Origin of the sequence: Promicromonospora sp. CA-289599 (assembly GCF_050936155.1) — a bacterium.
Lineage (GTDB): Bacteria > Actinomycetota > Actinomycetes > Actinomycetales > Cellulomonadaceae > Promicromonospora.
Genome location: NZ_JBNJNI010000001.1, coordinates 983,180 through 1,009,892 on the forward strand (window position 1 = coordinate 983,180; position 26,713 = coordinate 1,009,892).

Below are 26,713 nucleotides of genomic sequence, written 5' to 3' on the forward strand. Positions count from 1 at the left end.
GGCGGACATTGTTTACCGCCTGTTCCCCTGGAGAGACCCTCGTGTCCGACAAGTCAGTGCGCTCTGCGCAGACCGCCAAGCTCGACGCCGTCGTCTCGCTCGCGAAGCGACGAGGTTTCGTCTTCCCGTCGGGTGAGATCTACGGCGGAACGCGCTCTGCGTGGGACTACGGCCCCCTCGGTGTGGAGCTCAAGGAGAACATCAAGCGCCAGTGGTGGCGGTCGACCGTCACGAGCCGTGACGACATCGTCGGCCTCGACTCGTCGGTCATCCTGCCCCGCCAGGTGTGGGTCGCCTCCGGCCACGTCGGCGTGTTCACCGACCCGCTCACCGAGTGCCTCTCGTGCCACAAGCGCTACCGCGTGGACCAGATGCAGGAGGCACACGCGGAGAAGAAGGGCATCGACGACCCGGACTCCGTGCCGCTGACGGACCTGGTGTGCGTGAACTGCGGTACCCGCGGCCAGTGGACCGAGCCGCGCGACTTCAACATGATGCTGAAGACGTACCTCGGCCCGGTCGAGGACGAGTCCGGCCTGCACTACCTGCGCCCCGAGACCGCGCAGGGCATCTTCGTGAACTTCGCCAACGTCGCCGCGGCGGCGCGCAAGAAGCCGCCGTTCGGCATCGGCCAGATCGGCAAGTCGTTCCGCAACGAGATCACGCCGGGCAACTTCATCTTCCGCACGCGCGAGTTCGAGCAGATGGAGATGGAGTTCTTCGTCAAGCCCGGCGAGGACGAGGAGTGGCACCAGTACTGGATCGACCAGCGCACCGCCTGGTACACCGACCTCGGCATCTCGGCCGACAACCTGCGCCACTTCGAGCACCCCAAGGACAAGCTGTCGCACTACTCGACCCGCACGGTGGACATCGAGTACCGCTTCGGCTTCCAGGGCAGCGAGTGGGGTGAGCTCGAGGGCATCGCGAACCGTACGGACTTCGACCTGAAGACCCACACGGAGAGCTCCGGCAAGGACCTCGCGTACCGCGACCCGGTGACGAACGAGAAGTACTACCCGTACGTCATCGAGCCGGCCGCGGGCCTCACCCGGTCCCTCATGGCGTTCCTCGTCGAGGCGTACGCGGAGGACGAGGCGCCCAACACCAAGGGCGGCGTCGACAAGCGCACGGTGCTGCGCCTTGACCCGCGCCTGGCGCCCGTCAAGGCGGCGGTGCTGCCGCTGTCCAAGACTGCGGACCTGCTCCCGGCGTCCGAGGCTCTGGCCGCCGAGCTGCGCAAGTACTGGAACGTCGACTACGACGTGACGCAGGCCATCGGCAAGCGCTACCGCCGTCAGGACGAGATCGGTACGCCGTTCTGCATCACGGTCGACTTCGACACGCTCGACGACCAGGCAGTGACCATCCGGCACCGTGACTCCATGCAGCAGGAGCGTGTGGCGCTGGACAAGGTCGTCGGCTACCTGGCCGGCCACCTCGTCGGCGCCTGAGGCTCTCGACAGCTCGACCAGCGGCGATGACCATGCGGTTGCTGCCAGACCACCACCCGGTCTGGCAGCAACCGCATGGTCGTTCCTGCCGCCCTCCCCCGACGACCTCACCCGGGTGAGGTCACCACGGATCCAGTCAGAATGTGCGGCCCCGGAGGTCTGGTAGTCGTAGCGGGCCCCGTCCAGGGTGCCCCAGGACCCAGAAGAGGTTGATCCCCATCATCCGCCGAATCATCGCCGCCACCGCGAGCGCTGTCGCGCTGGCCCTCGCGGCGTCAGTGCCCGCGCACGCGGCTCCCGCACCCGCACAGGCACTCCAGGCCGCCTACGCCACCGAGCTCGCGACCAACGCCAAGCCCGAACCGGTAGCCAGGCGGAAGCCGGTCACCGTGACGGGAACCCTCAAGGTGCAGCGGGGTGGGAAGTGGTACCCGCTGACCAACCAGGTCATGGCGATCTACTTCGACCCGGCCGGATCGGTCGGCATGAGCAAGGTCGGCACGGTCCGGACCACCAGCACCGGCAGCTACACGAACAGGTTCGCCGCGACCCGCACGGGCACGTGGATCGTGAAGTACGCGGGCAACAGCCGCTTCCGGCCCGCCCGGGCGACCGACTCCGTCTGCGTCTACGCCGAGGGCAGGTGGCAGTGCCCCGTCTCGCGCACCAACCCCGACCTCGACTGCGATGACGTCCGCAAGAAGGTCTGGGTGGGGACGGTCGACTACCACCGCCTCGACGCGGACGACGACGGCTGGGGCTGCGAGTCCTACTCCTGACCTTCGCAGGTATGCGCGTACCGACCATCCCAGGCATTGTGGAAGACTTAGGCAATGCTTACCTCACCTGCGGCAGCGCCCGCGGGACGCCGTGAGGGTGCGGAAGCCGTAGCTCACCGTGCCCGCCGCAGGACGCTCGCGCTGGCGACGGCGCTCGTGGCCCTGCTGCTCGTCGTCCTCGCGAGCCTCGCGCTCGGCGTCCGCGACATCAACCCGGCAGAGGTCTGGCGGGCACTGACGGCGCCGGTCGCCGGGTTCGTGGACCACGACGTGGTCCTGGACCAGCGACTGCCGCGCACCGTCGTGGGCCTGGCGGCCGGGATCGCGCTCGGCACCGCGGGCACCCTGATCCAGGGAGTCACGCGGAACCCGATCGCCGATCCCGGCCTGCTGGGCCTGAACTCGGGCGCTTCGCTCGCCGTGGTCTGCGCGGTCTGGCTCTTCGGCATCACCTCGCCGATCGGCTACGTCTGGTTCGCGTTCCTCGGCGCCGCCGCCGCCGCGGCGATCGTGTTCTCGGTGGGGCGCGGCCAGCCCGTGCGGCTCGTGCTCGTCGGCGCCGCCGTGACGGCGCTCATCACACCCCTCATCACGCTCGTGCTCCTGCGCGACCAGCAGGCGTTCAACCTGTACCGGTTCTGGTCCGTCGGCTCCCTGACGGGACGCGGCCTGGACACCGTGCTGTGGCTGTGGCCGTTCATCCTGGTCGGCGTGGTCCTCGCCGCCGTGCTCTCGCACCGGCTCAACATGCTGGCCCTCGGTGAGGACGTCGCGACCGCGCTCGGCCAGCGGGTGGGCACCACGCGTACCCTCTCCGCGATCGCCATCGTGCTGCTCGCCGGTACCGCGACGTCGCTCGCCGGGCCGATCGCGCTGGTCGGGCTCGTGGTCCCGCACGCGGCGCGCCGCCTCGTCGGCACCGACTACCGGTGGGTCATGGCGATCGGCGCGCTCCTGGGCCCCGTGATGCTGCTGTCCGCCGACGTCCTCGGACGGCTGATCCTGCCCCGGTCGGAGCTCGAGGCCGGCGTCGTCGCCGCGCTCCTGGGTGCGCCGGTGCTGATCGCCGTCGCCCGGAGCCGGAACGTGGTGGGAGCCTGATGACCGCCGGCACCGTCGACACGACTGCCGTCGCCGGCCTGCGCGCCGTCCGGCGCCGCCGTCAGATCCTCGTCGTCGCAGGGATGACCCTCCTCGTGCTCGTCGCCGGGACCGGCGCCCTGCTGGTCGGCGCCGCCGGGCTGACCCCGGGCCAGGCGATCGCCGGCGCCGTCGGGCTGGGCGACAAGGGTGACGTCTTCATCATCCAGAAGCTGCGCCTGCCCCGCATCGAGGCCGCCGTGGTGGTCGGTGCAGCCTTCGGGCTGGCGGGCGCCCTGTTCCAGTCGACCCTGCGCAACCCGCTGGCCTCGCCCGACATCCTCGGGATCTCCAGCGGGGCGAGCCTCGGGGCCGTGACCGGCCTGCTCGCGCTGGGCATGAGCGGGGTGGCCCTGTCCGGCCTGGCCTTCTCGGGCGCCGGCCTCGTCGCCCTCGCGATCTGGCTGCTGGCCTGGCGCAAGGGCCTGCACTCGATCCGGTTCGTGCTGGTCGGCGTCGGGTTCGCGTACCTGTGCTCGTCGATGGTCGCCTGGGCGATGGCCCGCGCCGAGGAGAACGAGGCAGCGGGTGTGCTCATCTGGACCGTCGGCTCCGTGTCCGACATCCGCGGCGAACAGCTCGCGCTCGTCGCCGCGGGCACGCTCGTGCTCGCCGTCGTGGTCGCGCTCGTCGCCCGGACCCAGGGGCCGCTCTCGCTCGGGGACGACAACGCGCGCGCCCTCGGCGTCCACGTCGACGCCGCCCGGGTCGGCACGCTGCTGATCGCGGTCGCGCTCGTCGCGCTCGCGACCAGCGCGGCCGGCCCGATCGCCTTCGTCGCCCTGGTCGCCCCCGCCATCGCCCGCCGTCTCGTGAACGACGGCGGCGCCGCGCTCGTCGCGTCCAGCGCCACCGGTGCGGCCCTGACCCTGGTGGCGGACGTCGTCGGGCAGCACGCGCTGCTCGGCGTGGCCGCCCCCGTGGGCATCGTCACGGGGCTCGTGGGCGCCCCCTACCTGCTGTGGCTGCTCGCCACGAACGAGAAGAGGAGCCGATGACCAACCTGCGCGCCGAAGGCGTCAGCCTGGGCTACGAGGGCCTACGCGTCATCGAGGGCCTCGACCTGACACTGCCCGACGGCAAGATCACCGCCGTCGTCGGGCCGAACGCCTGTGGCAAGTCCACGCTGCTGCGCGGCCTCGCGCGGCTGCACCCGCTCGACGGCGGCCGGATCACGCTCGACGGCACCGACATCACGGCGATGCCCCGCAAGGAGCTGGCCCGCAAGGTCGGCATGCTGCCACAGTCGTCCATCGCGCCCGACGGTGTCCGCGTCGCCGAGCTCGTCAGCCGCGGCCGCTACCCGCACCAGGGCTGGTTCGGCCGCCACTCGTCCGACGACGACGCCGTGGTCACCACAGCGCTCGAGTCCACCGGCGTCGCGGAGCTCGCGGACCGGCCCGTCGCCGAGCTGTCGGGCGGCCAGCGCCAGCGCGTGTGGATCGCCATGGTCCTGGCCCAGCAGACCGACATCGTGCTGCTCGACGAGCCGACGACGTTCCTCGACGTGCGCCACCAGCTCGACCTGCTGGACCTGCTCACGGAGCTGAACCGCGACCGCGGCACGACCGTCGCGATGGTGCTGCACGAGCTCAACCTCGCCGCACGCTACGCCGACCACCTGGTCGTGATGTCGGCCGGGCGGATCGTCGCCGAGGGGGCGCCGTCGGACGTGCTGACCCAGGAGGTCGTGAGCGAGGCGTTCGGGCTGCGCGCCCAGGTGGTGCTCGACCCGGTGGCGGGCTCGCCGCTCGTCGTTCCGGTCGGCCGTTACCACTCCGGCGCGTAACGCACCTCACTTCAGGCTCCCCAATTTCGCAACATCGTCGTTACCTAATGTGGTTAGGCTTACCTCATCTCGACCGGCATCCGCCGGTCGTTCGCCTGAACCCCCAGGAGTAACCGTGCGCCCTCGCCGTTCCCTCGCGGCGGCCGTCGGCATTGTCGCCGCGTCCGCCCTCGCCCTGTCGGGCTGCGCGTCCGAAGCCCCCGCCGCGGACGACGCGACGCCGTCGGCCGATGCTTCCGGTGCGACCGACGAGTTCCCCCTGACGATCGAGCACGCCCTCGGCGAGACCACCCTCGACGAGGCGCCCGTGCGTGTCGCCACGTGGGGCTGGGGTTCGACCGAGGCCGCGATCGCCGCGGGCGTCTACCCGGTCGCCGTCGCCGAGCAGACCTGGACCGTCGGCGAGGGCAACCTCCTGCCGTGGGTCGAGGAGGCCTACGACGAGGCAGGCATCGACAAGCCCACCGTGCTGACCGACGCCGAGTCCGGCGCGTCCGTGCCGTACGAGGAGTTCGCGGCCGCGGAGCCCGACGTCATCATCGCTACCTACTCGGGCATCACGCAGGAGCAGTACGACCTGCTCAGCGAGATCGCCCCGACCGTCGCCTACCCGGAGACGGCGTGGCAGACGCCGTGGGACCAGATCATCACCTCCACGGCCGACGCCCTGGGCCGCAGCGCGGCGGGCGAGACCAAGGTCGAGGAGATCAACACCTACCTGGCTGAGCAGGCAGATGCGCACCCCGAGTTCGCGGGCAAGACGGTCGCCGCGATCGTGGACTCCCCCGAGGAGGGCCTGGTCTACGTCTACCGTGCCGGTGACCCGCGCGCCGGGTTCCTGGAGGGCCTCGGCTTCGAGACCGCCCCGGCCGTAGAGGAGCTCGCGCCGGACGACGGCCAGTTCTTCTACACGCTGTCGTACGAGGAGCTCGACAAGCTCGACTCCGACCTCGTCGTCGCCTACACGTACACCGAGGAGCAGGCCGAAGCGCTCCCGACCAAGAAGGAGCTGCAGGCCCTGCCCGCCGTCAAGGACGGCATGGTGGTCCAGCAGGTCGGCACCGTCGCGGTCTCCGCGGTCTCGCCGCCCACGGCCCTCTCGGTCGAGTACCCCGAGGGCATGCCGAAGCTGATCGACTCCCTGGCCACGACCCTGGCCGAGTAACCCGTCCCGCCGAAGCAGAACTGTGGCGAGATAGACTGTGGCGAAGTAGAACCCAGCTCGGGTTCTACTTCGCCACAGTTCTATCTCGCTGCCGCCCTACTTCGGCGTGGGGGTGTCCAGGGCGCCGCCGTAGCGGCGGTCGCGCCTCGCGTACTCCTCGACGGCGCGCCAGAGGTGCCGGCGGTCGACGTCGGGCCACGGCTCGTCGAGGAACACCATCTCGGCGTACGCGGCCTGCCACAGCATGAAGTTGGACGTGCGCTGCTCGCCGGACGACCGCAGGAACAGGTCCACGTCGGGCAGGTCGGCCAGGTACAGGTACTTCTGCACCGTCTTCTCGTTGATCCGGTTCGGGTTCAGCCGGCCGGAGGCCGCGTCGCGCGCCATCGCCGCGGCGGCGTCGGCCAGCTCGGCCCGGCCCCCGTAGTTGACGCACATCGTCAGGGTGCAGAGGTCGTTGTCCTTGGTGCGCTCCTCGGCCTCCTGGAGCACGTTGATCACCGACTTCCACAGCTTCGGACGGCGTCCGGCCCAGCGGATCCGCACGCCCCACGACGCCATGACGTCGCACTGACGCCGCATCACGTCCTGCGTGAAGTTCATCAGGAAGCTCACCTCCTCGGGCGAGCGCTTCCAGTTCTCGGTGCTGAACGCGTACGCCGAGACGTACTCGACGCCGACGTCGACGGCCCCGGCGACGACGTCGAGCAGCGACATCTCACCCGCTCGGTGGCCCTCGATACGAGGCAGGCCACGGGCGTTCGCCCAGCGCCCGTTGCCGTCCATGACTATGGCGACGTGGCGCGGCACGAACTCCTTCGGGATCCGGGGGGCCTGCGCGCCGGACGGGTGCGGGAAGGGCGTGACCAGCTCGCGGCTCGTGGTCCGGGCCATCAGCGCTCCACCATCTTCAACGATCGCAACGTTCTCTCCAGGTAGTACTGGCCATAGGCGGCGACGAGGCCGCTCGCCTCCTTGCGGTGCCGCGCGTCGGACGCGTCGGCGGTCTCCCAGTCGCCCGCGAGCAGCGAGGACAGCAGAGCAAAGGTCTCGGACGCCGGCGCGGTCGAACCCGGCGGGCGGCAGCGCGGGCAGACGGCGCCGCCCTGCGCCACGTTGAACGAGTGGTGCGGCCCTGGCTCACCGCAGCGCGCACAGTCCTCGAACGACGGCGCCCAGCCGGCCACCGCGAGCGCCCGCAGCAGGTACGAGTCGAGCACCAGGCCGGCGTCGTGGTGCCGCTCCGCCAGCGCGCGCAGCCCGCCGGCGAGCAGCCAGTACTGCTGCACGGACGGCTCGTGCTCCTGCGCGACCAGCCGGTCGGCGGCCTCGAGCATCACGGTGCCCGTCGTGTACAGGTTGTAGTCCTGGCTGATGGCCCGGGCGTACGCCCCGATGGTCTCGACCTGCGTCACGGTGTCGAGCCCCATGCCGGGGCGCGGGCTGCGGCCGGTGTGGAACTGCACGTCGACCGCCATGAACGGCTCGAGCCGCGCGCCGAACTTGGACGACGTCCGCCGCACCCCCTTGCCCACACCGCGCACCTTGCCGTGCTCGCGCGTCAGGAACGTGACGATGCGGTCCGCCTCACCCAGCTTGTGGGTGCGCAGGACAATCGCGTCGTCTCGGTACAGGGGCACGAGAACATCATCCCAGGTGCGTCTGACACTCCGCGCCCCTGGCGGGGTCGAGCCTGTCGCGACCTACCGCTCGACGAATCGGGTGCCGTCCGACGTCAGCTCCGGCTCCCACACGAACCGGTGGATCACGTGCTTCTCGAGCACGCCGCGGACGATGAGCGCGACGGTCCCCCAGATCGCGAAGAGCAGGACGGTCTGCAGGAAGTTGTTGGCGATCTTGTCGAACCCGGTGAGGGCGAGCGTGGGGATCAGGAACATCAGGCCGAGGAACGCGGGCAGCAGCTGCACGCCTACCCACTGCACCACCGAGAGCAGCTCGACGCGGCGTTCGGCGAGGACGCCGTGGAAGTCCATGACGTTGACCACGTGGTCCGCGCGCCACTTGGCGACGTGCCGGGCGACCGTCCACTGCGCGTCCCTGGCGTCCAGGGAGGAGCTTCCGGTCGGCAGCCAGATCCCGAGGATCTGGTGGATCTCGGCGGGCGTCAGGTAGCCCTTGTCGAGGATCGTCAGGCCGTGCACCGGCGGCTGGCGCGTGTTCGTCGGCAGCACGAGCGCGGCCAGGAACAGCAGGACGCCGCCGGAACCGAGCAGCGCCACCAGCGCGTCCGGGAGCCATGGCAGGAGCAGGGTCGCGGTGGCGAACGCCAGCGCGCCGAGCAGCGCGCAGACGATGCGGTTCTTCATGGTCATGGTGAGCAGGACTTTACCGGCATCTCGCCCTGGCCTGTAGCAAAAGTCTGGCAGCTGACCAGAGGAACCGATCAGAAGAACAGGTTGTCCCGCCTGCCCAGCGGGCGCGCGATGAGCCACCACGCGAGGACCTGGAGCGCGAGGATCACCGGCAGCACCGCGATCGCCACGAACCCGAGCGACGCCATGGCCTCCGGGGAGATCCCGCCCTCGAGGAGGCGTTGCCACGCGGCGACGGCGGTCCCGACGACGGGCGCCGTGATCATCACCGAGGTGACGATCACCGGCAGCGGTCCGGTGCGACGCAGGCGCCACGCGACGACGGCGTCGCCGTGCAGGCGCGTCACCACCACCGCCACGATGCCGAGGGCCAGGGCCGCGAGACCGTTCCCCCACGCCACGCCGAGCAGCGCGCCCCAGCTCCCGGCGAGCGCGATGCTCGCGACCACGAGCACGACGTCCCACACGTCCCGCCAGATCTTGCCGGACCGCCTGCTGCGCAGCCAGATCCCGGCGTCGCGCAGCACCCATGACCCGATCAGCACGATCGCCACCGGAGACGCTGCGTCCAGCAGGTCCGCCGTCGCGTGCGGGAACACACCGATCAGCACCCCGAGCGCGGCGACCAACCACACCTCGCCGGGCACGAGCAGCGGCCCGACGGCACCCAGCACCACGCGCCGCGCCGCCGGTCCGCGCCGCCGGTTCCCGCCGTCGTGGCCGCGCTCCTGCAGCAGGGTCGCGCCGGCGCCCTGAACGGCGCCGTCGAGCAGCACCCACCCCGTCACCAGGACGGTCAGGAGGACTGCCCAGACCGCTGCGTTCATCGGACCACCTCCGGATCGGGCCTCGCGTCCGGTGTTCCGGCACGCTCCAGAGACTACGTAGCCGGACCGGCCACTGCGACAGGATTCGGGCAGAACTGGGGAAAGGTCAGGGATCACCCCGAGGAGGTGTTCGGGCTGGCCCTACCCACGGCCGGGCCGGCCCTCCCCACGGCCGGGAGAGCCCGCGGGACCGGCCCGGTCGACGTCGTCCCCGCCACCCAGGTCCGTGCAGTCGACGGCGGCGGCGGCATGGGCGCGCAGGTACGGACCGGCGCCGGTGTCGCCCTGTACCGCGTCGGCCAGCGGCCGCCAGTGCGCGCGGCCTACCAGCACGGGGTGCCCGGGCTCGCCGCCGTAGACGGCACGGGCCAGCGCGTGGCGCGCGGCGTCCGGCTCCCCGGACACGGCGAGCACCCGGCGGACGGCGTCGGCCCGCAGGCCGGGCAGGTCCACGAGGGAGACGACGGCGACGTCGGCTCCGCTCGCCCCGCCGGCCGATCGTCCGGACGCCGTCGCCCTGCCGGCCGGCAGGCTCTCAGCCGCTGCGAGGCCCGCCCGCAGCGACGCCGCTATCCCGGACGCCCAGTCGGTGGCGACCACTACCGTGGCTGTGGCGGGCACCAGGTCGCGCGCGTCGTCGGCCCGCGCCCCGAGCACCACGACGACGTCCACGCACCCGCCATCGAGCAGCGCCCGGCACGCGAGCTGGACCCACGGGACACCGTCATCGTCCCGGACCAACGCCTTGGGCATCCCGAACCGGCTCCCGGCCCCTCCTGCCAGCACGATCCCGACCCCTGCCACCTTCCCCGGTCGCCCAGGACCAGTGAGAACGGGGCTATGTTCCTCAGGGTCCATGACAGGAACATAACCCCGTTCTCACCGGTGGCCGGCTACCCGGCCTGCATCCGAACGACCTGAGCCGGCTCCGCTCGGCCTGGCTGGCGCTGCTCGCCTATCCAGGTTCCGCCGCCGTCGGGGCCTGCGCGCTCGCACTCCTGGGAGTTGCCGGGCTACCTCCGAACATCGTGCCCGAGGCCGCGTTCCCCGACGGGTCGGGCCACGAACCGCGCGACGGGATCGTGCTCCGGCAGTACCGGCGGTTCCCGCGCGTCGCGGCAGGCGGCCGGTTCGCGGCCGAGCCCGCCCACGCACTTGCTCAGGCCCTGCCCACGCTCGACCGCGAGCACGGGGTGGCGGTCATGGACTCGCTCCTGAACAAGCGGATCCTCACGCGGTCCGGCCTGCGCAAGGCGAGACGACTCATCGGGAAGCGCCGGGACTGCGCCAAGACCGAAGGATGGTGGGAGCTGGCCGACGGCAGGTCGCAGTCCCCCGTCGAGACAGCCGCACGACTGCGCTGTGTCGATGCGGGGATCCCGCCCGACGACCTGCAGCGCGACCTGGTCGACGCCGCGAACCAGTTCCTCGGTCGCGCCGACCTGGCCTGGTACCTCGGCTACGGACGCTGGCTCCTGGTCGAGCTCGACAGCGACGAGTTCCACACGTCGGCCGACCAGGTACGCCGGGACGCCATCCGGTCCGTCCTGACCCGCGAGGCCTGGGCCCCGAACCGCCCCATCCCACCCCGCCCGCCGGCCCGCCGCCGACGCGGCTGATCGAGAACCGGGTTGTGTTCGCCCAGAGGACGCCTGGGAACATAACCCCGCTCCCGACCGGCTTGCTTATCCGCGGCCGTAACGGGCCAGGACGATCGACTCCGCGATCTGGGCCACCAGGTACAGGACCAGGGAGGCCAACGTCACCACCAGGACGCACGTCCAGACCAGGTTGTTCTCGGACCGGCCGACGGCGTTGACCACCATGCTGCCGATCCCCCGGCCGGTGATCAGCCACTCCGCGAGCAGCGCGCCCGTGATGGCGCCCGGCACCGAGATCCGGATCGACGCGAACAGCGCGGGCAGCGCCGACGGGAACGCGACCTTGACCAGCAGGGCGAACGGTCCGCCGCCGTACACGTGCACGACGTCGGACATCTGCGTGGACACCGAGCGCAGCCCCTGGACGATGTTCACCAGGGCAGGGAACAGCACGACGATCCCGGACACCACCGCCACGCGGACCAGCTCGTCGGAGAAGAGCAGCCGGATGATCGGCGTCAGCGCGATGAGCGGCACCGCGCGCAGGATCAGCGCCACCGGCATGACGGCGGTCTCGACCGGCCGGAACAGCACGATCAGGGCCGCCACGACGATCGCCGCGAGCATGCCCGCCACGAACCCGATGGCGGCGTCGCCCAGCGTGATACCGAGGGCGGTGACGATCTCCGCGCGGGTCTGGGCGGCGTCGTCGTCGGCGAAGACGAACTCGTAGACCTCGGCGGGGCCCTTGGCGACGAAGGTGTTGTCCACCAGGGCCACCGACACGACCCACACCACGGTGAGGATCACGAGCATGAGCAGCGCGGTTCCCACTGCCCTGCCCAGACCGGTCGCGAGGGCGCGGCCGGTGCCTCCCTTGGTCAAGACCCTCGAGGCCCGGCTCGCCGCATCAAGCTGTGCCCGGACCAGCTCTGTCGAGAGCCCGCTCATCCTCGTCCCCCTCCGGTCGACCACGGCACCGCTACCCGGCCCAGCACGCCGAACACCGCGTACCCGAGCCCCGCGACGAGCGCGCAGGCGAACATGATTCCCCAGGCACGCTCGACCATGAGGCCCTGGCCTGCGGCGATGAGCGCCGGTCCGACGCCGCGGTCCACGCCGCCGATGTACTCCCCGAGGATCGCGCCGAGGAACGCAGCGGGCGCCGCGATCTTCAGCGCGCTGGTGATCTCCGGCAGCGCGGACACGAGCTGCACCGTGACGAGCTGCTTCCAGCGGCCCCCGCCATACACGCGGACGACGTCGAGCGCTGCTCGGTCCGCCGAACGGAACCCGAGCACCGCCCCGACGACCGTGGTGAAGAAGACGGAAAGCGCCGCCAGCACGACCGCGGTCGGCGAGGGGTCGCCCGAGTCCGGCGGGCCGAGCACGATGTACAGGATCGGCAGGACCGCGATGGTCGGCACGCAGTAGCTGATGACCGCGATCTGCGAGATCACGGGTTCGAGCCGCGGCGTGAGCAGCACGAGGGCCGCCAGCACGAGCGCCAGGCCGTTGCCCCACGCGAACCCGATCAGCGCCTCCACCACGGTGCCGCTGAAGTTGTTCGCGTAGAACGCCCAGCCGTCGGCGGCGTACTGGCGCAGGACGCCGGGCGGCGTCGGCATCGACGAACCGTCGAACACGGTGACCGCGAGCAGCCACCACAGCGCCACGAGGCCGACCAGCCCGGCACCGCCGCCCAGCCAGGCGCGGGCGCGGTCAGGCATCGTCGTCCGCCGTGAACAGCAGCTCCGACGCCTGGTCGTGCAAAGCGTGGAACTCCGGGCTGCGCATCATCTCGGGCAGGCGCGGGCGCGGCAGGTCGACCTCGATGATCTCCTTGATCCGACCGGGACGCGGGCTCATGACCGCTACCTGGTCGGACAGGAAGATGGCCTCCGAGATGCCGTGCGTCACCATGAGCGTGGTGGCCGGCTTCTCGGTCCAGATCCGCAGCAGCTCCAGGTTGAGGCGCTGGCGGGTCATGTCGTCCAGCGCCCCGAAGGGCTCGTCGAGCAGCAGCACCGACGGCTTGACCACCAGGGCGCGCGCGATCGACACGCGCTGCCGCATGCCGCCCGAGAGCTGACCCGGCTTGGCCTTCTCGAAGCCGGTCAGGCCGACGAGCCGGATGAGCTCGGCGATCAGCTCGCGGTCGACGGGCTCGCCCGAGACCTCGAACGGCAGCCGCAGGTTGGACTCGACGGACCGCCAGGGCAGCAGGGCGGAGTCCTGGAACGCGATCCCGAGCTCGTGGCCCGCGCGCAGCTGCTGCGCGTCCTTGCCGTCCACCTTGGCGGTGCCCGACGTCGGCGCCTCCAGCCCCGCGAGGATCCGCAGGATCGTGGACTTGCCACAGCCGCTCGGGCCCAGCAGGGACAGGAAGCTGCCCTGGTCGGTGTGCAGGGTGACGTCGTCGAGCGCGGTCACCGTCCTGCGGCCCGACCCGAACGACTTGGACAGGTTGGCGATGTGCAGGCCGGTGCCGGCCCCACCCTCCAGGGCGCGGCCGGCACCGGACGTGACAGCTGTGCCGGGCTGAGTGACGGACTGGTCTGTCACGATCAGCCCTTGAGCTCGGGCTTCTCTGCCAGCAGCTCGTCCAGGAGCGACAGGTCGAAGACGTCCTCCTGGGCGGCATCGATCCCGGCCGCCTCGAACGTCGCCATGTTCTGGGCCAGGAGCTCGTCGCTGATCGTGAAGAGGCCGTTCTCCGCCGTCTCGTCGGAGTTGATCAGCTCCTCGCACTGGATGGTGTTCTGCTCGATCTCCTTGTCCAGGTCGAGGTCCAGGTCGGCGCCGTACTCGTCGACGGCGAGCTTCGCGCCGCCCTCCAGGTCGGTGCAGGCGTCGGTCCAGCCCTTGATCTCGGCCTCGAGGAACGCCTTGACCACCTCCGGCCGCTCGGCGATGGTCTCGTCGGTCGCGATGACCGACTCGGCCACGAACGGCAGGCCGTTGTCGGCGAACAGGAGGTTGGTCACCTCCTCGCCCTGCGAGGAGACGATGATCGACTCGTTGGTCACGTACGCGAGGAACCCGTCGACCTCACCGTTGACCAGCGGCTGCGGGTCGTACTGCACGGGCACGATCTCGACGTCGTCCTCGGTGAGGCCGTTGGCCGCCAGGAGGGCGGAGAACAGCAGGCCGTTGCCGCCGTCCTGCACGCCGATCCTCTTGCCCTTGAGGTCCTCGATCGTCGCGATGTCCGCGCCGTCCTTGAGGGACAGGATCGTGAACGGGTTCTTCTGGAACGTGGTGCCCACGATCTTGATGGGTGCGTCCTCGTTGGCCACGACCTGGCCCACCGTGACGGCGTTCGTGAGGCCGAAGTCGGCCTTGCCGGAGGCCACGAGGTTCTCGGTGGCGCCCGGGCCGGCGTTGAACGTGACCTCGCCGAAGCCGGCGTCCGTGTAGTAGTCCTTGCTGTCGGCCATGAACTCGCCGGCGAACTCCGCGTTCTTGATCCAGGAGAGCTGGACCGTGAGGTCGCCGAGGCCCTCCCCCTCAGCAGGGGCGTCGTCGCCGGAGGCGCACGCCGCGAGGGCGAGCGAGGCAGCGGCCGCGACGGCCGTCAGGCGCGCAGCGCGCCCAGGACGGGAAAGCATCATGAGTGATTCTCCTGTTGTGCTAAGTGGGGTGAGCCGAAACCCGCGTTTCTTTTCGAGCCGGACGCTAGGGACCCGTGGTTTCGCGCCTGGCGTCCACGGGTTACGCCGCCGTAAAACGTGTGGCGCGCGACCGGATCGTTACCCGGGCGGTCAGTACGGGGTGCGCGCGGTGTACGCACGCCATGCCTCGAAGGGCTCTCCCGCGCGGGTGATCCTGTGCTCGACGACGGGGTTGGGCCAGGTCGAACGGTCCCGCGCCAGGAGCTCGTAGAACTCGCGGTCGTCGAAGCCTGCCCGCTCGGCGTCGTGCCGGTCCGCGGCGAAGACGACGCGGTCCGCGCGCGCCCACAGCGCCGCGGAGAGGCACAGCGGGCAGGGCTCGCACGACGCGTAGAGCGTCGCCCCGGCCAGCGAGAAGGTCTTGAGGGCCTGGCAGGCGGCCCGGATCGCCACCACCTCGGCGTGTGCGGTGGGGTCGAGGTCGCGGGTCACCCGGTTCCCGGCCGCCGCCACCTCGACGCCGTCGCGCACGACGACGGCCCCGAAGGGGCCACCGCCGTCGGCCACGTTCTGGGTGGCGACCTCGACGGCGCGGGCGAGCCAGGTCTCGTCGTCCGGGCCCACGGAGGCCGGGGACGATGTGCCGGACTTCTCGATATGGCTGATCACCCTCCGATGCTCGCACCGCGGCGTTTCAACCACATTCCCAGCAGGTCACCCCCACGAAACACCTGTTTCGCCCCCGTCTCGCACCCGCGGTCCGGTCGGTAGCGTGAGAGGTGTGGATACCGCCGCCGTCTACCGCCAGTTCGCCGGGAGCCAGGCGCGTAACGGCGGATCGCCCACCTACCAGGACTGGGCGCGCGGGGTCGCCGTCGACCCAGGGCTGTGCGCCCTGCTCGACACGCTGCCCGAGCCCAGGCGGCAGCCCAACCTGCTGTTCGCGGCGGCACGGCTGGCCGGGGCGCCGACCCGTGCCTGGGCCGAGGTGCGGCCCTGGCTGCACGCCGCGTGGCCCGATGTCGAGCGCGTGATGCGCACCCACACCACCCAGACCAACGAGTCGCGGCGCTGCGCCACGCTCCTGCCGGCCCTCGCGGCGATCGAGGGGCCGATCGCGCTGGTCGAGGTGGGCGCGTCGGCGGGACTGTGCCTCTACCCGGACCGGTACTCGTACCTGTACACCTCCCCCGACGGCGGCCGGACCCGCCTCGACCCGGCCGACGGCCCGAGCGCCGTGCTGCTGCCCTGCACCATCGAAGGTCCGGTGCCGACGCGGATGCCCGACGTCGTCTGGCGTGCCGGCATCGACCTCAACCCCCTGGACGTGCGCGACCCGGCCGACCTCGCCTGGCTGGAGGCACTGGTCTGGCCCGAGCACACCGACCGGGTCGCGACGCTCCGCGCGGCCGCACGCGTGGTGGCTCAGGACCCGCCACGCCTGGTCGCGGCCGACATGCTCGACGGCCTGCCGGACCTGGTGGCCTCGGCTCCCGCCGAGGCCACCGTCGTCGTGCAGAACTCCGCGGCGCTCTACTACCTCACGCCCGCCGAGCTGGTGAGGTTCGAAGCAATGATGGCCGGCCTGCAGCGGACGCGCGGCACCGTCTGGCTGAGCAACGAGGGCTGGACCGTCCTGCCCGACGTCGCGGCCAGGCTCCCCGAGGGCCTGTCGCCCCAGTTCATCCTGGCCCGCGACGGCGAGCCGGTAGCGCTCACCGACCCGCACGGCCGGTCGGTGCGGCTGCTGCAGACCGTGTGATCGGTGCGCGCAGCAGCTCCCACAGCCGGTCCCGCTGTATCGGCAGGTCACGCGGGCGGACTCCCGTGGCGTCCGCTATCGCGTTCGCCAGCGCCGGGGCCACCGGGTTGTACGGGGCCTCGCTCATCGACTTCGCACCGCGGGGTCCGAGTCGGTCGACCGTGTCGGCGAACAGCACCTCGGTGACCGGGACGTCGGACAGCTGCGGCACCCGGTAGTGCCGCAGGGCGCGCGTCACGACGACGCCGTCGCGCACCACCATCCGCTCCGTCGTCGCCGAGCCGAGCGCCTGCCCCACCCCACCGTCGATCTGCCCGCGCAGCTGCTCCGGGTTGATGACGACTCCGGCGTCGGCGGCGTGCACCGACTGCAGGACCCTTACCTCCCCGGTCCCCTGATGCACGGCCACCCGAAACCCATGAACGTTGAACGCAACCGACCGAGGCGACCCGTCATGCGTGGCCTCGGCCCACACCCCAACCAGCTGAGTGCTGGGTATTTGTCCTGCCGAACCGTTTCGATGGGGCAAATACCCAGCACTCAGCTGGTCCAGCTTGAGCTTGAGGGACGATGCCGCTTCTTGGACCGCCAGGCCCGCTACCACCGAGCCCGCCGAGCCGAAGGCGCCCGTGTCGTAGCCGGCCGTCGACGTGTCCGACGGGCGCACGCGCACCCGGTCGACCGGCACACCGAGCTCCGTGGCCGCGAGCTGCGCGTGCACCGTGGTGGTGCCGTTGCCGAACTCGGCGGTCCCGACGTCGACCACGAAGTCGCCGTCGGCGTCGACCGAGACCTTGGCGTGCGTGAAGTGGCCACGCGGCGGGATGGTCGCGATCATCGCGAGGGCGACGCCGCGGCCCTCGGTCCAGCCGTCCGGGACGGAGTCGCCCCGCCCCGAGGCGAGCGCGTCCTCGACCAGGTCGAGGCACTGGTCCAGGCCGTAGGACCCGTACTCCAGGTCCCCGTCCACCGGCCGCCCGACGACGAACGCGTCGCCCGGCCGGACCACGTTCCGGCGCCGCATCTCGACGGGATCGATGCCGAGCCGCGCGGCCAGCTCGTCGATCGCGCCCTCGATGGCGAACTGCACCTGTCCCAGCCCGTACCCGCGGAACGCCCCGGACGGCACGTTGTTCGTGTAGACCGACTCGGCGTCGACCCGCTTGTTCGGGGCCCGGTAGACAGCCATCGACTCGTGCACGCCGTGGAACATGACGCCGGGCGCGTGGTTGCCGTAGGCGCCGGTGTCGGCCAGGACGTCGATGGCGAGCGCCGTCAGCCGTCCGTCGGCGTCGGCGCCCGCGCGGACGCCGATCCGCATCGGGTGCCGGCACGGCACGATCGTGAACTGCTGCTCGCGCGTGAGCTCCCACTGCACGGGCCGGCCGGTGCGCAGGGTCGCGAGCGCCACGACGTCCTCGACGAGCAGCTCCTGCTTGCCGCCGAACCCGCCGCCGACGCGGCCCGCCACCACACGCACCCGCGCCTGGGGGAGGTCCAGGAGCCGGGCCAGCTCGTCGCGCACGAGGAACGGCACCTGCGTGGAGGTGCGCACGTGCAGGACGTCGCCGTCGGGGCCGGGCGCGAGCCACGACCGCGCGCCGTGCGTCTCCAGGGCGACGTGGTTCACGCGGTCGGTGGTCCAGGTGCCCTCCACGGTGGCGGCCGATGTCGTGAGTGCCGTGGCGACGCCGTCGTGCCCCGGCTCGGCGTACTCCTCGTGCAGCTGCGCGACGACGTTCCGGCTCGCCTCCGCGACGCGGTGCTCGCCAGGTGTCTTGTCGGGGTGGAGCTGGGGCGCACCGGGCTGTCTGGCGGCCTCCGGGTCGAGGACGGCGGGCAGCGCCTCGTAGTCGACGTGCACGAGGGCGAGCGCCGCGCGGGCCTGCCGGGGCGTCTCCGCGACCGCGACGGCGACGCGCTGGCCCACGAACCGGAGCACGGGGTCGAGGATGCGGGTGTCGTCGGGGTCGTCCAGTCGGTTCTCGTGACGGGCGGTCGAGTAGAGGGTGCCGGGGACGTCGTGATGCGTGAGCACGAGGTGCACACCGGGCGCTCCGCGGGCCGCCGTCGCGTCGATGCGGGTGATCCGGGCGTGCGGGTGCGGGCTGCCGAGGACCGCGACGTGCAGCAGTCCGGGTGGGGCAGGCTCGTCCAGGGTGTAGGCCTCGCGGCCGCTCACGATCCGGGCGGCGGCAGGTGCGACGACGGCGCGGCCGAACGCCTGGCCGGGCTCCGCCACCTCGGTGTTCACACGACCGGCGAGGGCGTCCCGGATCGACCGGTACCCGGTGCACCGACACAGGTTCCCCTTGAGCTCGTCCCCGGCCCCGCTGCCGGCGATCGTGCACACCATGCCCGCCGTGCAGAAACCGCACTGGAACCCTGCGGCCTCGACGAACGCCCGCTGTACGGGGTGCAGGTGGTCGGCGTCCGCGGCAGGGTCGCCACCCGGCCCGAACCGTCCCAGCCCTGCGGCCGTCACCACCTCGGCGTCGACCGCCCGGTGCGCGGGGACCAGGCACGACTGCACCGGGGCGCCGTCGAGCAGCACCGTGCACGCGCCGCAGTCGCCCGCGTCGCAGCCCTTCTTCACTGCCGTGGCGCCCTGCTCCCGCAGGTAGGTGCGCAGGCACTGGCCGGGACGCGGCTCTGCCGCCGCCTCGCTGCCGTCGATCCTCATGACCCACCGACCAGCTCGTCCAGCGCCTCGTGGGCGAGCCGTCGGGTCATCGCGGCGCGCCACTCGCGGCTGCCGTGCACGTCCTCGAACCACGCACCGGTGCTGTCCAGCAGGTCGATCCACCGGTCGACCGCTGCGTGGTCGTGGGCGTGCAGGCTGAGCGGTGACGGCACGGATGCGGTCACGATGATCGTCGGCCCCTGGCCGCCCGCCCGCCCCGTCACCATCGCTGCCGTACGACCGGTCGAGGTCAGCGACACCCGGAGGAACACCGTTCGCTGCGCGAGCACGGCAGAAGGCACCCGCACCTCACGCAACACCTCCCCCGGCGCCAGGTCCACGACCTCCGCGGCGGTGACGAGATCCGCCACGGCAACCTCCCGCGAGCCGCCCTCGACCGAGCCGCCCGTCCAGATCACCGCCACCGCGTCCAGCGCCGCGAACAGCCCGACCATGGACCCGGCCGGCAGCCCCAGTGCGAGATTCCCGCCGACGGTCGCCACCCGAGCCACCTTGGACGAGAGCGTCAGCGCCGAGACACACGGCGCCACGAGCCCGAGCGCACGATACGGCCCACTCGTGTCCGCGCCCAGAGCACCCGGCCCGGACACGAGCTCGGCGAGCGTGCACGTGCCCGCGACCCGCAGCCCCGCGCCGTCCACGGACCACGGCTCCCAGCCCAGCCCGGTCAGGTCCACCAGGCCGGTCACCCCCGCGGGAACCGGCTCGGAGTACAGGGACGTGCCCCCGCCCAGGAAGGCCTCGCCAGGCCGGAGCACGCAGTCCGCCCGGGTCCGCGCCACCCGCACGGTGTCGATGTCGAGGTCCATGAGGCTACTGATCACCCTTCGTCGATCTCGCGCAGCAGCGCGTACCTGGCGTCTATCGCCTCGACGCGGCCGGCCGCGCCGTCGAGCACCTCGTGCACCCGGTCCGACAGGACCGCCACCACGCTCACGGGCGCCACCATCGAGTCGAAGGCCCCCTCCGTGGTGATCGGGCACTCGATCCACCAGGTCACGGCGCTCGCGAGGTGCCGGAGACTGGAGTCCGCGAGCAGGAGCACCCGGACGCCGTCGGCCAGCAGGGCCTCGACCATCGCCGGCACCTTGAACGCGTGCCGGCGGATCGAGACCACGACCACCACGTCCTCTGGCCCGAGCCCGACGAGGTCGTCGGCGAGCGACTGGCCGGGTCCCGGCGCGAGGTGCACCCGGCCGCGCACCTGGATCAGGTTGCGCCGCAGCTGGGTGGCCGGCCCGAGCGAGCCACGGCGTCCGACGACCACCACGTCGCGCGCGGTGGCGAGCGCCCCGGCGACGTCGTCGAGCATCGTGTCGTCGAGCGTCGAGTAGACCTTCTCGAGGTTCTTCACCTCCTGCTCCAGCCGCTCGCGCAGACCCGGCGACGGGTCGACGGCGATCGGCAGCCCGCGCCCGCGCTGCACCCGGAGGTGCTCGCGCAGCCCTTCGAAGTCCTCGTACCCGAGCTTGCGGAACAGCCTGCTCATCGTCGCCTTCGAGACACCGGCGAGCGCGGCGAGCTCCGTGGCCCGGTACGTCCCGAGGTCGCCGAGGTGGTCCAGCAGGGCGTCGGCGGCCCGCCGCTCCTGCGGCGACAGGTCGCGGTAGCCGGCGGTTATCCGCGCCTCGAGCGGTGTCGACCCCGTCTTCATCGCGCCTCCTCCTGCTCGCGAGCCAGCGCGAGCACGGCCTCCGTGAACGCGTCGAGCGCGACGCCGACGTCGTCGGCCTCCACGTGCTCGTCCGGGTGGTGGCTGATCCCGTCGCGGCACCGCAGGAACAGCATGCCGACGTCGGTCACCGCGTCCATCGCCATGCCGTCGTGCCCGGCGGGGCTCCAGAGCCCGAGCACAGAGTTCGATGGCGCCGCCGCCCCTGCGGCGCTGGTGGCCGACGTCGTCCCCGTCGCCTCCCTGATCCCCGCCGCCACCGCGGCCTGCATCCGTTCGGCGCAGGCGGTCGACGGCGCCCGGTGGGTCTCCACCACCTCGAGCTTCACGCCCCGCTCCTGCGCGATGTCGTGGCCGGCCGCCGAGATCTGCTCCCACAGCGCATCGCGTCCGTCGTCGGTCCGGCCGCGCAGGTCGAGCGTGAGCTCCGCCAGGCCGGGGATCACGTTCACGGCGCCGGGCTCCACCCGGATGTCGCCGACGGTGGCGAGGCAGTCGGTCGCCCTGGCCAGCTCCTCGATCCGGGTGACGAGGTGCGCGGCGGCGACCAGTGCGTCCCGCCGTCGGCTGAACGGGGTGCCGCCCGCGTGCCGGGCCTCGCCGGTGAACGTGACCACGAACCGCCGCGCCCCCGCGATGGACGTGACGTAGCCGAGCGGCAGGTTCGCCGACTCCAGCACCGGCCCCTGCTCGATGTGCGCCTCGAGGTAGCCGACGAGGTCCGCAGGGTCCCGGGCGGCGTCGCCCACGCGGTCCGGGGCAAGGCCGAACTGCAGGAACGCCTCGCGCAGGGTCACGCCGTCGGCGTCCGCCTGGTCCCACCAGGCGGAGTCCCACTGGCCCGACGCCGCGCAGCTGCCCAGCAGCGCCTTGCCGAACCGGGTGCCCTCCTCGTCGGAGAACCCGACGACCTCCAGCGCGAACGGGAGCGGGACGTCCCGCAGCCGGTGCGCGACCGCGATGGCGAGGACGACGCCGAGCATGCCGTCGTACCGTCCGGCGTCAGGCACTGTGTCGAGGTGCGAGCCCAGCACGAGCGCCGGCTCGCCGGGGGTACCCGGCCGCTGAGGTGTGCCGTCGGCGGCGCGGCGGCCCCAGAGGTTGCCCGCGGCGTCGGTCTCGGTGTCGAGGCCCGCGTCGAGCATCCAGGCCCGGACCGCCATGTTCGCGGCGGAGTGCTCTGGCGACAGGTAGACCCGTTCGAGCGCGTCGGCCCGGGACGAATGGCGGGTGAGGTCGTCACACCGCTCCATCACCCACTCGGCGGTTCCGATCCCGGCCCCGTTCACGGCTGAACCTCCGAGGCGAGAGCGGGGTTGTGCTCGGTTCCGGTGCCCACGGGGACATAACCCCGTTCTCGCTCGGTCTCGTACTCCGTCAGGGCGGCCTGGACGCCGCCGCTCGGGGGGACCGTCAGGCCCGCGCGGCGGAGCTCCGTCTCCAGGGCCGCGAGGGTGGTGAGGACGGCGTCGCGGCGGGCGTTGAAGCCCATGGTCCCGATCCGCCAGACGACGCCGTGCAGCGGACCGAAGGACGTGCCGATCTCGATCCCGAAGTTGTCGAGGAGCCCGCCGCGGACGGCGTCCCCGTCCACGGCGTCGGGGATGCGCACGGCGACCACGTTGTGCATCTTGTGGCCGACGTCGCCGAAGACCTCCAGGCCCAGGCCCAGCACCCCGGCCAGCATCGCGCCGCCGTGCCGCGCGTGCCGGTCCACCGCCGTCGCCATGCCCTCGTCCTTGAGCAGCCGCGCGCACTCGCGGGCCGCGTACAGCATCGACGTGGCCTCGGTGTGGTGGTTGAGGCGACGCGGGCCCCAATACTCCATGATCTGGGCGAGGTCGAGGTAGTTGGACACGATCGGGGCGCCGCCCGGGGCGACGTCGCCCGACGTGCGGATGCCCGCCTCGACGTGCTTGCGCCGGTCGATCGCCGCGGCCGCAGCGGGCGACAGCGTCACCGGCGCGCTGCCCGACGGCCCGCCCAGGCACTTCTGCAGCCCGGCGGTCGCCGCGTCGATGCCCCACTCGTCGGTGTGGAACGGGTTGCCGCCGAGCGTGGCGGTGGCGTCGACGTACAGCAGCGCGTCGTGCTCGTGGGCGATCCGGCCCAGCTCGGCGAGCGGCTGGGCCATGGTCGTGGAGGTGTCCCCGTGCACGACGGCGACCACACGCGGCCTGACCCGGCGGACGGCGTCCTCGATCTGCCCCGGGTCGAAGACCGTTCCCCACTCGGTCTCGATGGTGTGCACCTCGGCCCCGGCGCGCGCGCAGATCTCCGCGAGGAGGTGCCCGAACCGGCCGAACACGGGGACCAGCACCCGGTCCCCCGGCTCCAGCAGGGACACCAGTGCCGCCTCGATGCCGGCGCGTGAGGTGCCGTCCACGAGGAAGGTCTGCTCGTTGGCGGTGTCCCAGACGGTGCGCCACAGCGCCATGGCCTCGGTCATCGTGTCGGTCATGAAGGGATCGAACTGCCCTACGAGCGGCGCGGCCATGGCGCGCAGCACGCGGGGATCGGCGTCGACGGGCCCGGGCCCCATCAACAGCCGAGCCGGTGGATGAATCTGCCTCATAGCGACCTCCTCAAAAGCGTCCCAGCCGTCGTTGAGTGCGGGATTTTCGCCCTGTCCAGGCCCCCTGACAGGGCGAAAATCCCGCACTCAACGACGGCGCCGGTGACGGTCAGGCCGTCGTAGGCGCTGATCTTGTTCTTGTGCGCCATCTCCGACGCGCGGAAGGTTGTCGTCGCGTCAGGGGTGTAGACGATCAGGTCGGCGGCGGCGCCCTCCGCGATCACGCCCTTCGGACGCGCGCCCCGGTCCAGGCCCACCAGAGCGGCGGTGTTCGCCGACGTCCAGCGGGAGACGTCGGCGAGGGAGACGCCGCGACGTCGGGCGGCGTCCGCCAGGGCGAGGAACCCGGCCTGCAGGCCGGAGATGCCGCCCCAGGCCTGCTGCAGGTCGACCTCGCCCGGGGCCGCGCCCCGGTACTTCTCCTCGGCGGTGGCCGGCGAGTGGTCGCTGACCACGCAGTCGAGGATGCCGGCGCGCAGGCCGTCCCAGAGCGCGTCCTGGTTGCCGCGGTCCCGGATGGGCGGGCAGCACTTGAACGCCGCGTCGCCGTCGGGGATGTGCTCGGCGTCGAAGACGAGGTAGTGGTGGCAGGTCTCGGCAGTGACCGGCAGGCCCTCGTCCTTGGCCTCAGCGATCAGGTCGAGGGCTCGCGCGGACGACAGGTGCAGCACGTGGGTCCGCGTACCCGTCTCGCGGACGGCGTCGAGCAGCCCGGCGATCGCCGTCGTCTCCGCCTCGTCCGGGCGCGAGAGCAGGAAGTCCGCGTACGCGCGGCTGCCGCCGTGCGGGGCGGCCGCGAGGGCCGCCGGGTCCTCGGCGTGCACGATGAGCAGGCCGCCGAACCGCGCGATCCGGTCCGCCGCGTCCAGGAGCTGGTCCGGCGCGAGCGGCGGGAACTCGGGCACTCCCGAGTCGGCGAGGAAGCACTTGAAGCCGAAGACCCCCGCGTCCCAGAGCGGCTCGAGGTCGTCGGCGTTGCCGGGGACGGCTCCGCCCCAGAAGCCGACGTCGCAGTGCAGCTCGCCGCGGGCGCGGACGGCCTCGGCCGCCGCGCGCTTCGTCTCCAGGGCCGCCGCGGTGGTGGTCGGCGGGAGCGAGTTGAGCGGCATGTCGACGATCGTCGTGATCCCGCCGAGCGCCGCGGCCCGGGTCGCCGAGGCGAACCCCTCCCATGCGGTGCGGCCGGGCTCGTTGACGTGCACGTGGGTGTCGACGACGCCGGGCAGCACCACCCTGTCGCCCAGCTCGACGACCTGCGGCGGGGGTGCGGGGACGGCGCCGAGCACCTCGCCGAACAGATCGTCGGCCGGCTTCAGGACGGCGGCCGGGTCGGACGTGCCCCACCAGACCTGGTCGATCCGGCCGCCCTCGATCCGCAGGACGGCGGGCCGGAGCTCGTCCTCCACCAGGACCCGCTCGGACGCGACGACCAGGCTCCTGCTGTCCTGCGGGGTGGCACTCATACGAATCCTCCGATGGTGGACCAGACGGGATGCTCGGCCGCCGGGGCGCCGGAGCCGTCCGGGACGGCGTCGTCCGCGGAGCGCTGGACTGCCGCCTCGATCAGCCCGTAGGGCCGGTCGGCGGCGAAGAACACCTCGCCGGGGTTGTCCAGGCCGAACGGGTCCAGGTCGACGAGGAAGTGGTGATTGTTGGGGCACGAGAGCCGGATCTCCGCGATGTCCGGAAACGCCTCCAGCACCGCCCTGCCCATCGCGTAGACGGTCTGCTGCAGGGCCAGCGAGTGCAGGTTCGCGAAGGTCGCCAGCAGGATCGAGCGGACGGCCGCGAACCGCTCGTCGTACTCCCGAGGGCCCGCGGTGTCGACGAACGACGGCGCGTACCGCCACCAGGCGCTGACGTCGGTCGCGAGGACCCGGTCCTCGGTCTCCGCCAACGTCGTGTACCGGTCACGCGGGAACCCCGCGAACTCCGAGCCCGTCGACTTCAGTACCGTGACGTCCCGCAGCCCCGCGAGCACGGTCAGGCCGGCGGAGTCGGCGTGGACCAGCGCCGTCCGCCGCTCGGCGCCGCCCCGCACGAACGAGTGGTCGTGGCCGACGCCGCCGCCCCGCCCCGGATCCGTCGCGATGCGCTCCCAGCCGTACTGCTCCGCGAGCCAGCGTCCGCCGCTGATCTGCGGCTCCTGGAGGAAGTGCCGGGCGAGCCGCAGCAGGAACGTCTCCGGCGACCCGACGCCGTCCCGTGCGAACGCGTACACGGTGTTCTTCTGCGTGTCCGTCGCGACGACGCCGGTGTTGTCCCCGGACTCGTGCGGGGCCCGGAAGTCGCCGCGGAGCTGCGAGGTGACGCTGAGGTCGGTGATGCGGTGCCGTGCCGTGTCACGGTCGACCCGCACGAGCCGCACCTCGGCCTTGCCGTACTGGTTGGGACCCAGGACTATCGACATTCAGCTCCCCCGGTAGGTGGTGTAGGCGAACGGGCTCAGCAGGAGGGCGACGTGCGTGTGGTCCGCCCCGAGGACGACGTCGAGCACCACCTGGCCGAAGAACGTCTCCCGGTCCTGCGCCGCGAACCAGTCGCCGGCTGCGAAGGTCAGGACGTGCCGCCCGGGCGTGACCTCGCCCCAGCTGATGCGGCCGTCGTCGTCGGTCACCGCGTGCCGCTCGGTGGTCGATCCAGTCGGGACCAGCGTGACCGCCAGCCCCGCTGCCGGGAGGCCACGGGCGGCGTCGAGCACGTGCGTCGAGGCGGTGCTCATGACGCCGCCTCAGCAGGGTCCGCCGCCGGTTCCTCGACGAGCGTCTCCAGGCGCAGCAGCGCGATCTGGCGGAGCTGCTCGGCGGTCACCAGGGCCTCGGTGGCTGGGTCGTTGCCGAGGCGTTCGGTCAGGTTGGCGAGGATGTCGTCCGCCGTGCGCCCGGCGGCCCGGACCAGGTAGATCCGGCCGAACCTCGCCTCGTACGCCGCGTTGCCGGCGGCGATCCGGGCGGCGGTCGCCTCGGCCGCCGTCGGCTGCTCGGTGCGGGACAGCCGCGCCTCGGTGCTGTCCCCCGCCGCACGCTCGCCGATGCGGGGGTGATGCGCGAGCGCCGCGTCGACGTCGGCGGCCGTCCACTCGGCGGCCGCCCGCATCGCGCGCAGCAGTAGCGAGTCCCGGCACAGGTAGGGACGGCCGGCCACCACGTCGTCGACCCAGGAGCCGATGTCGGCGCACGGGCGGACCGTCGTAGCGGCGTCGGCGGCGGGCAGGGCGTTGAAGGTCGTGAGGTCCACGAGGACAAACCTAGTTTCAAACTGTCCCCCACGGTGAGACGCGCGTTTCAGATGGGTAAAT

27 protein-coding genes are annotated in these 26,713 nt (G+C 72.1%); 8 read left to right on the forward strand and 19 right to left on the reverse strand.

The window, feature by feature from the left end; all coding sequences use genetic code 11:
• The first annotated feature begins 41 nt into the window (after positions 1-41).
• The 6 genes from ACQEVI_RS04330 (at position 42) to ACQEVI_RS04355 (ending at position 6,327) form a co-directional block, all read left to right on the forward strand.
• Complete coding sequence (locus ACQEVI_RS04330) at positions 42-1,454, forward strand: glycine--tRNA ligase (RefSeq protein WP_432895063.1); 1,413 nt, start codon at positions 42-44, stop codon at positions 1,452-1,454.
• Between the two features lie 209 nt (positions 1,455-1,663).
• Positions 1,664-2,233, forward strand: coding sequence for a hypothetical protein (locus ACQEVI_RS04335; protein ID WP_432895065.1), 570 nt, complete (start codon positions 1,664-1,666; stop codon positions 2,231-2,233).
• 54 nt (positions 2,234-2,287) lie between these two features.
• Positions 2,288-3,334 (forward strand): FecCD family ABC transporter permease, encoded by a 1,047-nt coding sequence (locus tag ACQEVI_RS04340; RefSeq protein WP_432895066.1) that lies wholly within the window; start codon positions 2,288-2,290, stop codon positions 3,332-3,334.
• Positions 3,334-4,371, forward strand: coding sequence for a FecCD family ABC transporter permease (locus ACQEVI_RS04345; protein WP_432895068.1), 1,038 nt, complete (start codon positions 3,334-3,336; stop codon positions 4,369-4,371). The genes ACQEVI_RS04340 and ACQEVI_RS04345 overlap by 1 nt, the downstream gene beginning before the upstream one ends.
• A complete protein-coding gene (locus ACQEVI_RS04350; RefSeq protein WP_432895070.1) occupies positions 4,368-5,162 on the forward strand; it encodes an ABC transporter ATP-binding protein in 795 nt (264 codons plus the stop codon). Before ACQEVI_RS04345 ends, ACQEVI_RS04350 begins: the two co-directional genes overlap by 4 nt.
• 115 nt (positions 5,163-5,277) lie before the next feature.
• A complete protein-coding gene (locus ACQEVI_RS04355; protein WP_432895072.1) occupies positions 5,278-6,327 on the forward strand; it encodes an iron-siderophore ABC transporter substrate-binding protein in 1,050 nt (349 codons plus the stop codon).
• A 96-nt stretch (positions 6,328-6,423) separates the two neighbouring features.
• On the opposite strand, the gene ACQEVI_RS04360 is transcribed toward ACQEVI_RS04355, so the two are convergent.
• From ACQEVI_RS04360 to ACQEVI_RS04380, 5 genes are all read right to left on the reverse strand, one after another.
• Positions 6,424-7,221, reverse strand: coding sequence for an isoprenyl transferase (locus ACQEVI_RS04360; protein WP_432895074.1), 798 nt, complete (start codon positions 7,219-7,221; stop codon positions 6,424-6,426).
• Positions 7,221-7,967: a DNA repair protein RecO gene (gene recO, locus ACQEVI_RS04365; protein WP_432895076.1), complete on the reverse strand. Its 747-nt coding sequence runs from the start codon at positions 7,965-7,967 to the stop codon at positions 7,221-7,223. The genes ACQEVI_RS04360 and recO overlap by 1 nt, the downstream gene beginning before the upstream one ends.
• Before the next feature lie 63 nt (positions 7,968-8,030).
• Positions 8,031-8,660 (reverse strand): hypothetical protein, encoded by a 630-nt coding sequence (locus ACQEVI_RS04370; RefSeq protein ID WP_432895077.1) that lies wholly within the window; start codon positions 8,658-8,660, stop codon positions 8,031-8,033.
• Between the two features lie 71 nt (positions 8,661-8,731).
• Entirely contained in the window at positions 8,732-9,487 is a 756-nt protein-coding gene (locus tag ACQEVI_RS04375; RefSeq protein WP_432895079.1) for a cytochrome d ubiquinol oxidase subunit II, read from the reverse strand.
• A 141-nt stretch (positions 9,488-9,628) separates the two neighbouring features.
• A complete protein-coding gene (locus ACQEVI_RS04380) occupies positions 9,629-10,345 on the reverse strand; it encodes a nucleotidyltransferase family protein (protein WP_432895081.1) in 717 nt (238 codons plus the stop codon).
• A 170-nt stretch (positions 10,346-10,515) separates the two neighbouring features.
• On the opposite strand from ACQEVI_RS04380, the gene ACQEVI_RS04385 reads away from it, so the two are divergent.
• Positions 10,516-11,106 carry a hypothetical protein gene (locus ACQEVI_RS04385; protein WP_432895083.1) on the forward strand — a complete coding sequence of 197 codons (591 nt, stop codon included), beginning with the start codon at positions 10,516-10,518 and terminating at the stop codon, positions 11,104-11,106.
• 66 nt (positions 11,107-11,172) lie between these two features.
• Here ACQEVI_RS04385 and ACQEVI_RS04390 read toward each other — a convergent pair whose 3' ends face one another.
• From ACQEVI_RS04390 to ACQEVI_RS04410, 5 genes are all read right to left on the reverse strand, one after another.
• A complete protein-coding gene (locus ACQEVI_RS04390) occupies positions 11,173-12,039 on the reverse strand; it encodes an ABC transporter permease (protein WP_432895085.1) in 867 nt (288 codons plus the stop codon).
• Positions 12,036-12,818 carry an ABC transporter permease gene (locus ACQEVI_RS04395; RefSeq protein WP_432895087.1) on the reverse strand — a complete coding sequence of 261 codons (783 nt, stop codon included), beginning with the start codon at positions 12,816-12,818 and terminating at the stop codon, positions 12,036-12,038. The genes ACQEVI_RS04390 and ACQEVI_RS04395 overlap by 4 nt, the downstream gene beginning before the upstream one ends.
• On the reverse strand, positions 12,811-13,653 hold the full coding sequence (locus tag ACQEVI_RS04400; protein WP_432895089.1) for an ABC transporter ATP-binding protein: 843 nt from the start codon (positions 13,651-13,653) through the stop codon (positions 12,811-12,813). The genes ACQEVI_RS04395 and ACQEVI_RS04400 overlap by 8 nt, the downstream gene beginning before the upstream one ends.
• Before the next feature lie 2 nt (positions 13,654-13,655).
• Positions 13,656-14,702 (reverse strand): ABC transporter substrate-binding protein, encoded by a 1,047-nt coding sequence (locus ACQEVI_RS04405; RefSeq protein WP_432895091.1) that lies wholly within the window; start codon positions 14,700-14,702, stop codon positions 13,656-13,658.
• 150 nt (positions 14,703-14,852) lie between these two features.
• Complete coding sequence (locus ACQEVI_RS04410) at positions 14,853-15,371, reverse strand: nucleoside deaminase (protein WP_432895093.1); 519 nt, start codon at positions 15,369-15,371, stop codon at positions 14,853-14,855.
• A 112-nt stretch (positions 15,372-15,483) separates the two neighbouring features.
• On the opposite strand from ACQEVI_RS04410, the gene ACQEVI_RS04415 reads away from it, so the two are divergent.
• Positions 15,484-16,464, forward strand: coding sequence for a DUF2332 domain-containing protein (locus ACQEVI_RS04415; RefSeq protein ID WP_432895095.1), 981 nt, complete (start codon positions 15,484-15,486; stop codon positions 16,462-16,464).
• On the opposite strand, the gene ACQEVI_RS04420 is transcribed toward ACQEVI_RS04415, so the two are convergent.
• The 9 genes from ACQEVI_RS04420 to uraD are packed head-to-tail and all read right to left on the reverse strand — an operon-like array spanning position 16,418 to position 26,652.
• The gene (locus ACQEVI_RS04420) at positions 16,418-19,147 is read right to left on the reverse strand and encodes a molybdopterin-dependent oxidoreductase (protein WP_432895097.1); all 2,730 of its coding nucleotides are present in this window, start codon (positions 19,145-19,147) and stop codon (positions 16,418-16,420) included. The two genes, ACQEVI_RS04415 and ACQEVI_RS04420, sit on opposite strands and share 47 nt — an antisense overlap.
• Positions 19,144-19,977 (reverse strand): FAD binding domain-containing protein, encoded by an 834-nt coding sequence (locus ACQEVI_RS04425; RefSeq protein ID WP_432895099.1) that lies wholly within the window; start codon positions 19,975-19,977, stop codon positions 19,144-19,146. Before ACQEVI_RS04425 ends, ACQEVI_RS04420 begins: the two co-directional genes overlap by 4 nt.
• Positions 19,978-19,988: 11 nt before the next feature.
• Positions 19,989-20,822, reverse strand: coding sequence for a MurR/RpiR family transcriptional regulator (locus ACQEVI_RS04430; protein ID WP_432895100.1), 834 nt, complete (start codon positions 20,820-20,822; stop codon positions 19,989-19,991).
• On the reverse strand, positions 20,819-22,129 hold the full coding sequence (locus ACQEVI_RS04435) for a Zn-dependent hydrolase (protein ID WP_432895102.1): 1,311 nt from the start codon (positions 22,127-22,129) through the stop codon (positions 20,819-20,821). Before ACQEVI_RS04435 ends, ACQEVI_RS04430 begins: the two co-directional genes overlap by 4 nt.
• The gene (locus tag ACQEVI_RS04440) at positions 22,126-23,415 is read right to left on the reverse strand and encodes a pyridoxal-phosphate-dependent aminotransferase family protein (RefSeq protein ID WP_432895104.1); all 1,290 of its coding nucleotides are present in this window, start codon (positions 23,413-23,415) and stop codon (positions 22,126-22,128) included. Before ACQEVI_RS04440 ends, ACQEVI_RS04435 begins: the two co-directional genes overlap by 4 nt.
• The gene (gene allB, locus ACQEVI_RS04445; RefSeq protein ID WP_432895106.1) at positions 23,412-24,878 is read right to left on the reverse strand and encodes an allantoinase AllB; all 1,467 of its coding nucleotides are present in this window, start codon (positions 24,876-24,878) and stop codon (positions 23,412-23,414) included. The genes ACQEVI_RS04440 and allB overlap by 4 nt, the downstream gene beginning before the upstream one ends.
• Positions 24,875-25,825, reverse strand: a complete 951-nt coding sequence (gene pucL / locus ACQEVI_RS04450; protein ID WP_432895108.1) for a factor-independent urate hydroxylase — start codon at positions 25,823-25,825, stop codon at positions 24,875-24,877. Before pucL ends, allB begins: the two co-directional genes overlap by 4 nt.
• Positions 25,826-26,137, reverse strand: coding sequence for a hydroxyisourate hydrolase (locus tag ACQEVI_RS04455; protein ID WP_432895110.1), 312 nt, complete (start codon positions 26,135-26,137; stop codon positions 25,826-25,828). It lies immediately after the preceding gene.
• Positions 26,134-26,652, reverse strand: a complete 519-nt coding sequence (gene uraD, locus ACQEVI_RS04460) for a 2-oxo-4-hydroxy-4-carboxy-5-ureidoimidazoline decarboxylase (RefSeq protein WP_432895112.1) — start codon at positions 26,650-26,652, stop codon at positions 26,134-26,136. Before uraD ends, ACQEVI_RS04455 begins: the two co-directional genes overlap by 4 nt.
• Between the last annotated feature and the right edge of the window lie 61 nt (positions 26,653-26,713).

Coding starts and splice junctions, on each gene's coding strand:
- ACQEVI_RS04340 (WP_432895066.1), top strand. CDS start 2,288: ATGCTTACCTCACCTGCGGCAGCGCCCGCGGGACGCCGTGAGGGTGCG.
- ACQEVI_RS04360 (WP_432895074.1), bottom strand. CDS start 7,221: ATGGCCCGGACCACGAGCCGCGAGCTGGTCACGCCCTTCCCGCACCCG.
- ACQEVI_RS04420 (WP_432895097.1), bottom strand. CDS start 19,147: ATGAGGATCGACGGCAGCGAGGCGGCGGCAGAGCCGCGTCCCGGCCAG.
- ACQEVI_RS04375 (WP_432895079.1), bottom strand. CDS start 9,487: ATGAACGCAGCGGTCTGGGCAGTCCTCCTGACCGTCCTGGTGACGGGG.
- ACQEVI_RS04405 (WP_432895091.1), bottom strand. CDS start 14,702: ATGATGCTTTCCCGTCCTGGGCGCGCTGCGCGCCTGACGGCCGTCGCG.
- ACQEVI_RS04425 (WP_432895099.1), bottom strand. CDS start 19,977: ATGGACCTCGACATCGACACCGTGCGGGTGGCGCGGACCCGGGCGGAC.
- ACQEVI_RS04390 (WP_432895085.1), bottom strand. CDS start 12,039: ATGAGCGGGCTCTCGACAGAGCTGGTCCGGGCACAGCTTGATGCGGCG.
- ACQEVI_RS04370 (WP_432895077.1), bottom strand. CDS start 8,660: ATGACCATGAAGAACCGCATCGTCTGCGCGCTGCTCGGCGCGCTGGCG.
- ACQEVI_RS04440 (WP_432895104.1), bottom strand. CDS start 23,415: ATGAGGCAGATTCATCCACCGGCTCGGCTGTTGATGGGGCCCGGGCCC.
- ACQEVI_RS04380 (WP_432895081.1), bottom strand. CDS start 10,345: ATGGACCCTGAGGAACATAGCCCCGTTCTCACTGGTCCTGGGCGACCG.
- ACQEVI_RS04345 (WP_432895068.1), top strand. CDS start 3,334: ATGACCGCCGGCACCGTCGACACGACTGCCGTCGCCGGCCTGCGCGCC.
- ACQEVI_RS04430 (WP_432895100.1), bottom strand. CDS start 20,822: ATGAAGACGGGGTCGACACCGCTCGAGGCGCGGATAACCGCCGGCTAC.
- ACQEVI_RS04350 (WP_432895070.1), top strand. CDS start 4,368: ATGACCAACCTGCGCGCCGAAGGCGTCAGCCTGGGCTACGAGGGCCTA.
- pucL (WP_432895108.1), bottom strand. CDS start 25,825: ATGTCGATAGTCCTGGGTCCCAACCAGTACGGCAAGGCCGAGGTGCGG.
- ACQEVI_RS04395 (WP_432895087.1), bottom strand. CDS start 12,818: ATGCCTGACCGCGCCCGCGCCTGGCTGGGCGGCGGTGCCGGGCTGGTC.
- ACQEVI_RS04455 (WP_432895110.1), bottom strand. CDS start 26,137: ATGAGCACCGCCTCGACGCACGTGCTCGACGCCGCCCGTGGCCTCCCG.
- allB (WP_432895106.1), bottom strand. CDS start 24,878: ATGAGTGCCACCCCGCAGGACAGCAGGAGCCTGGTCGTCGCGTCCGAG.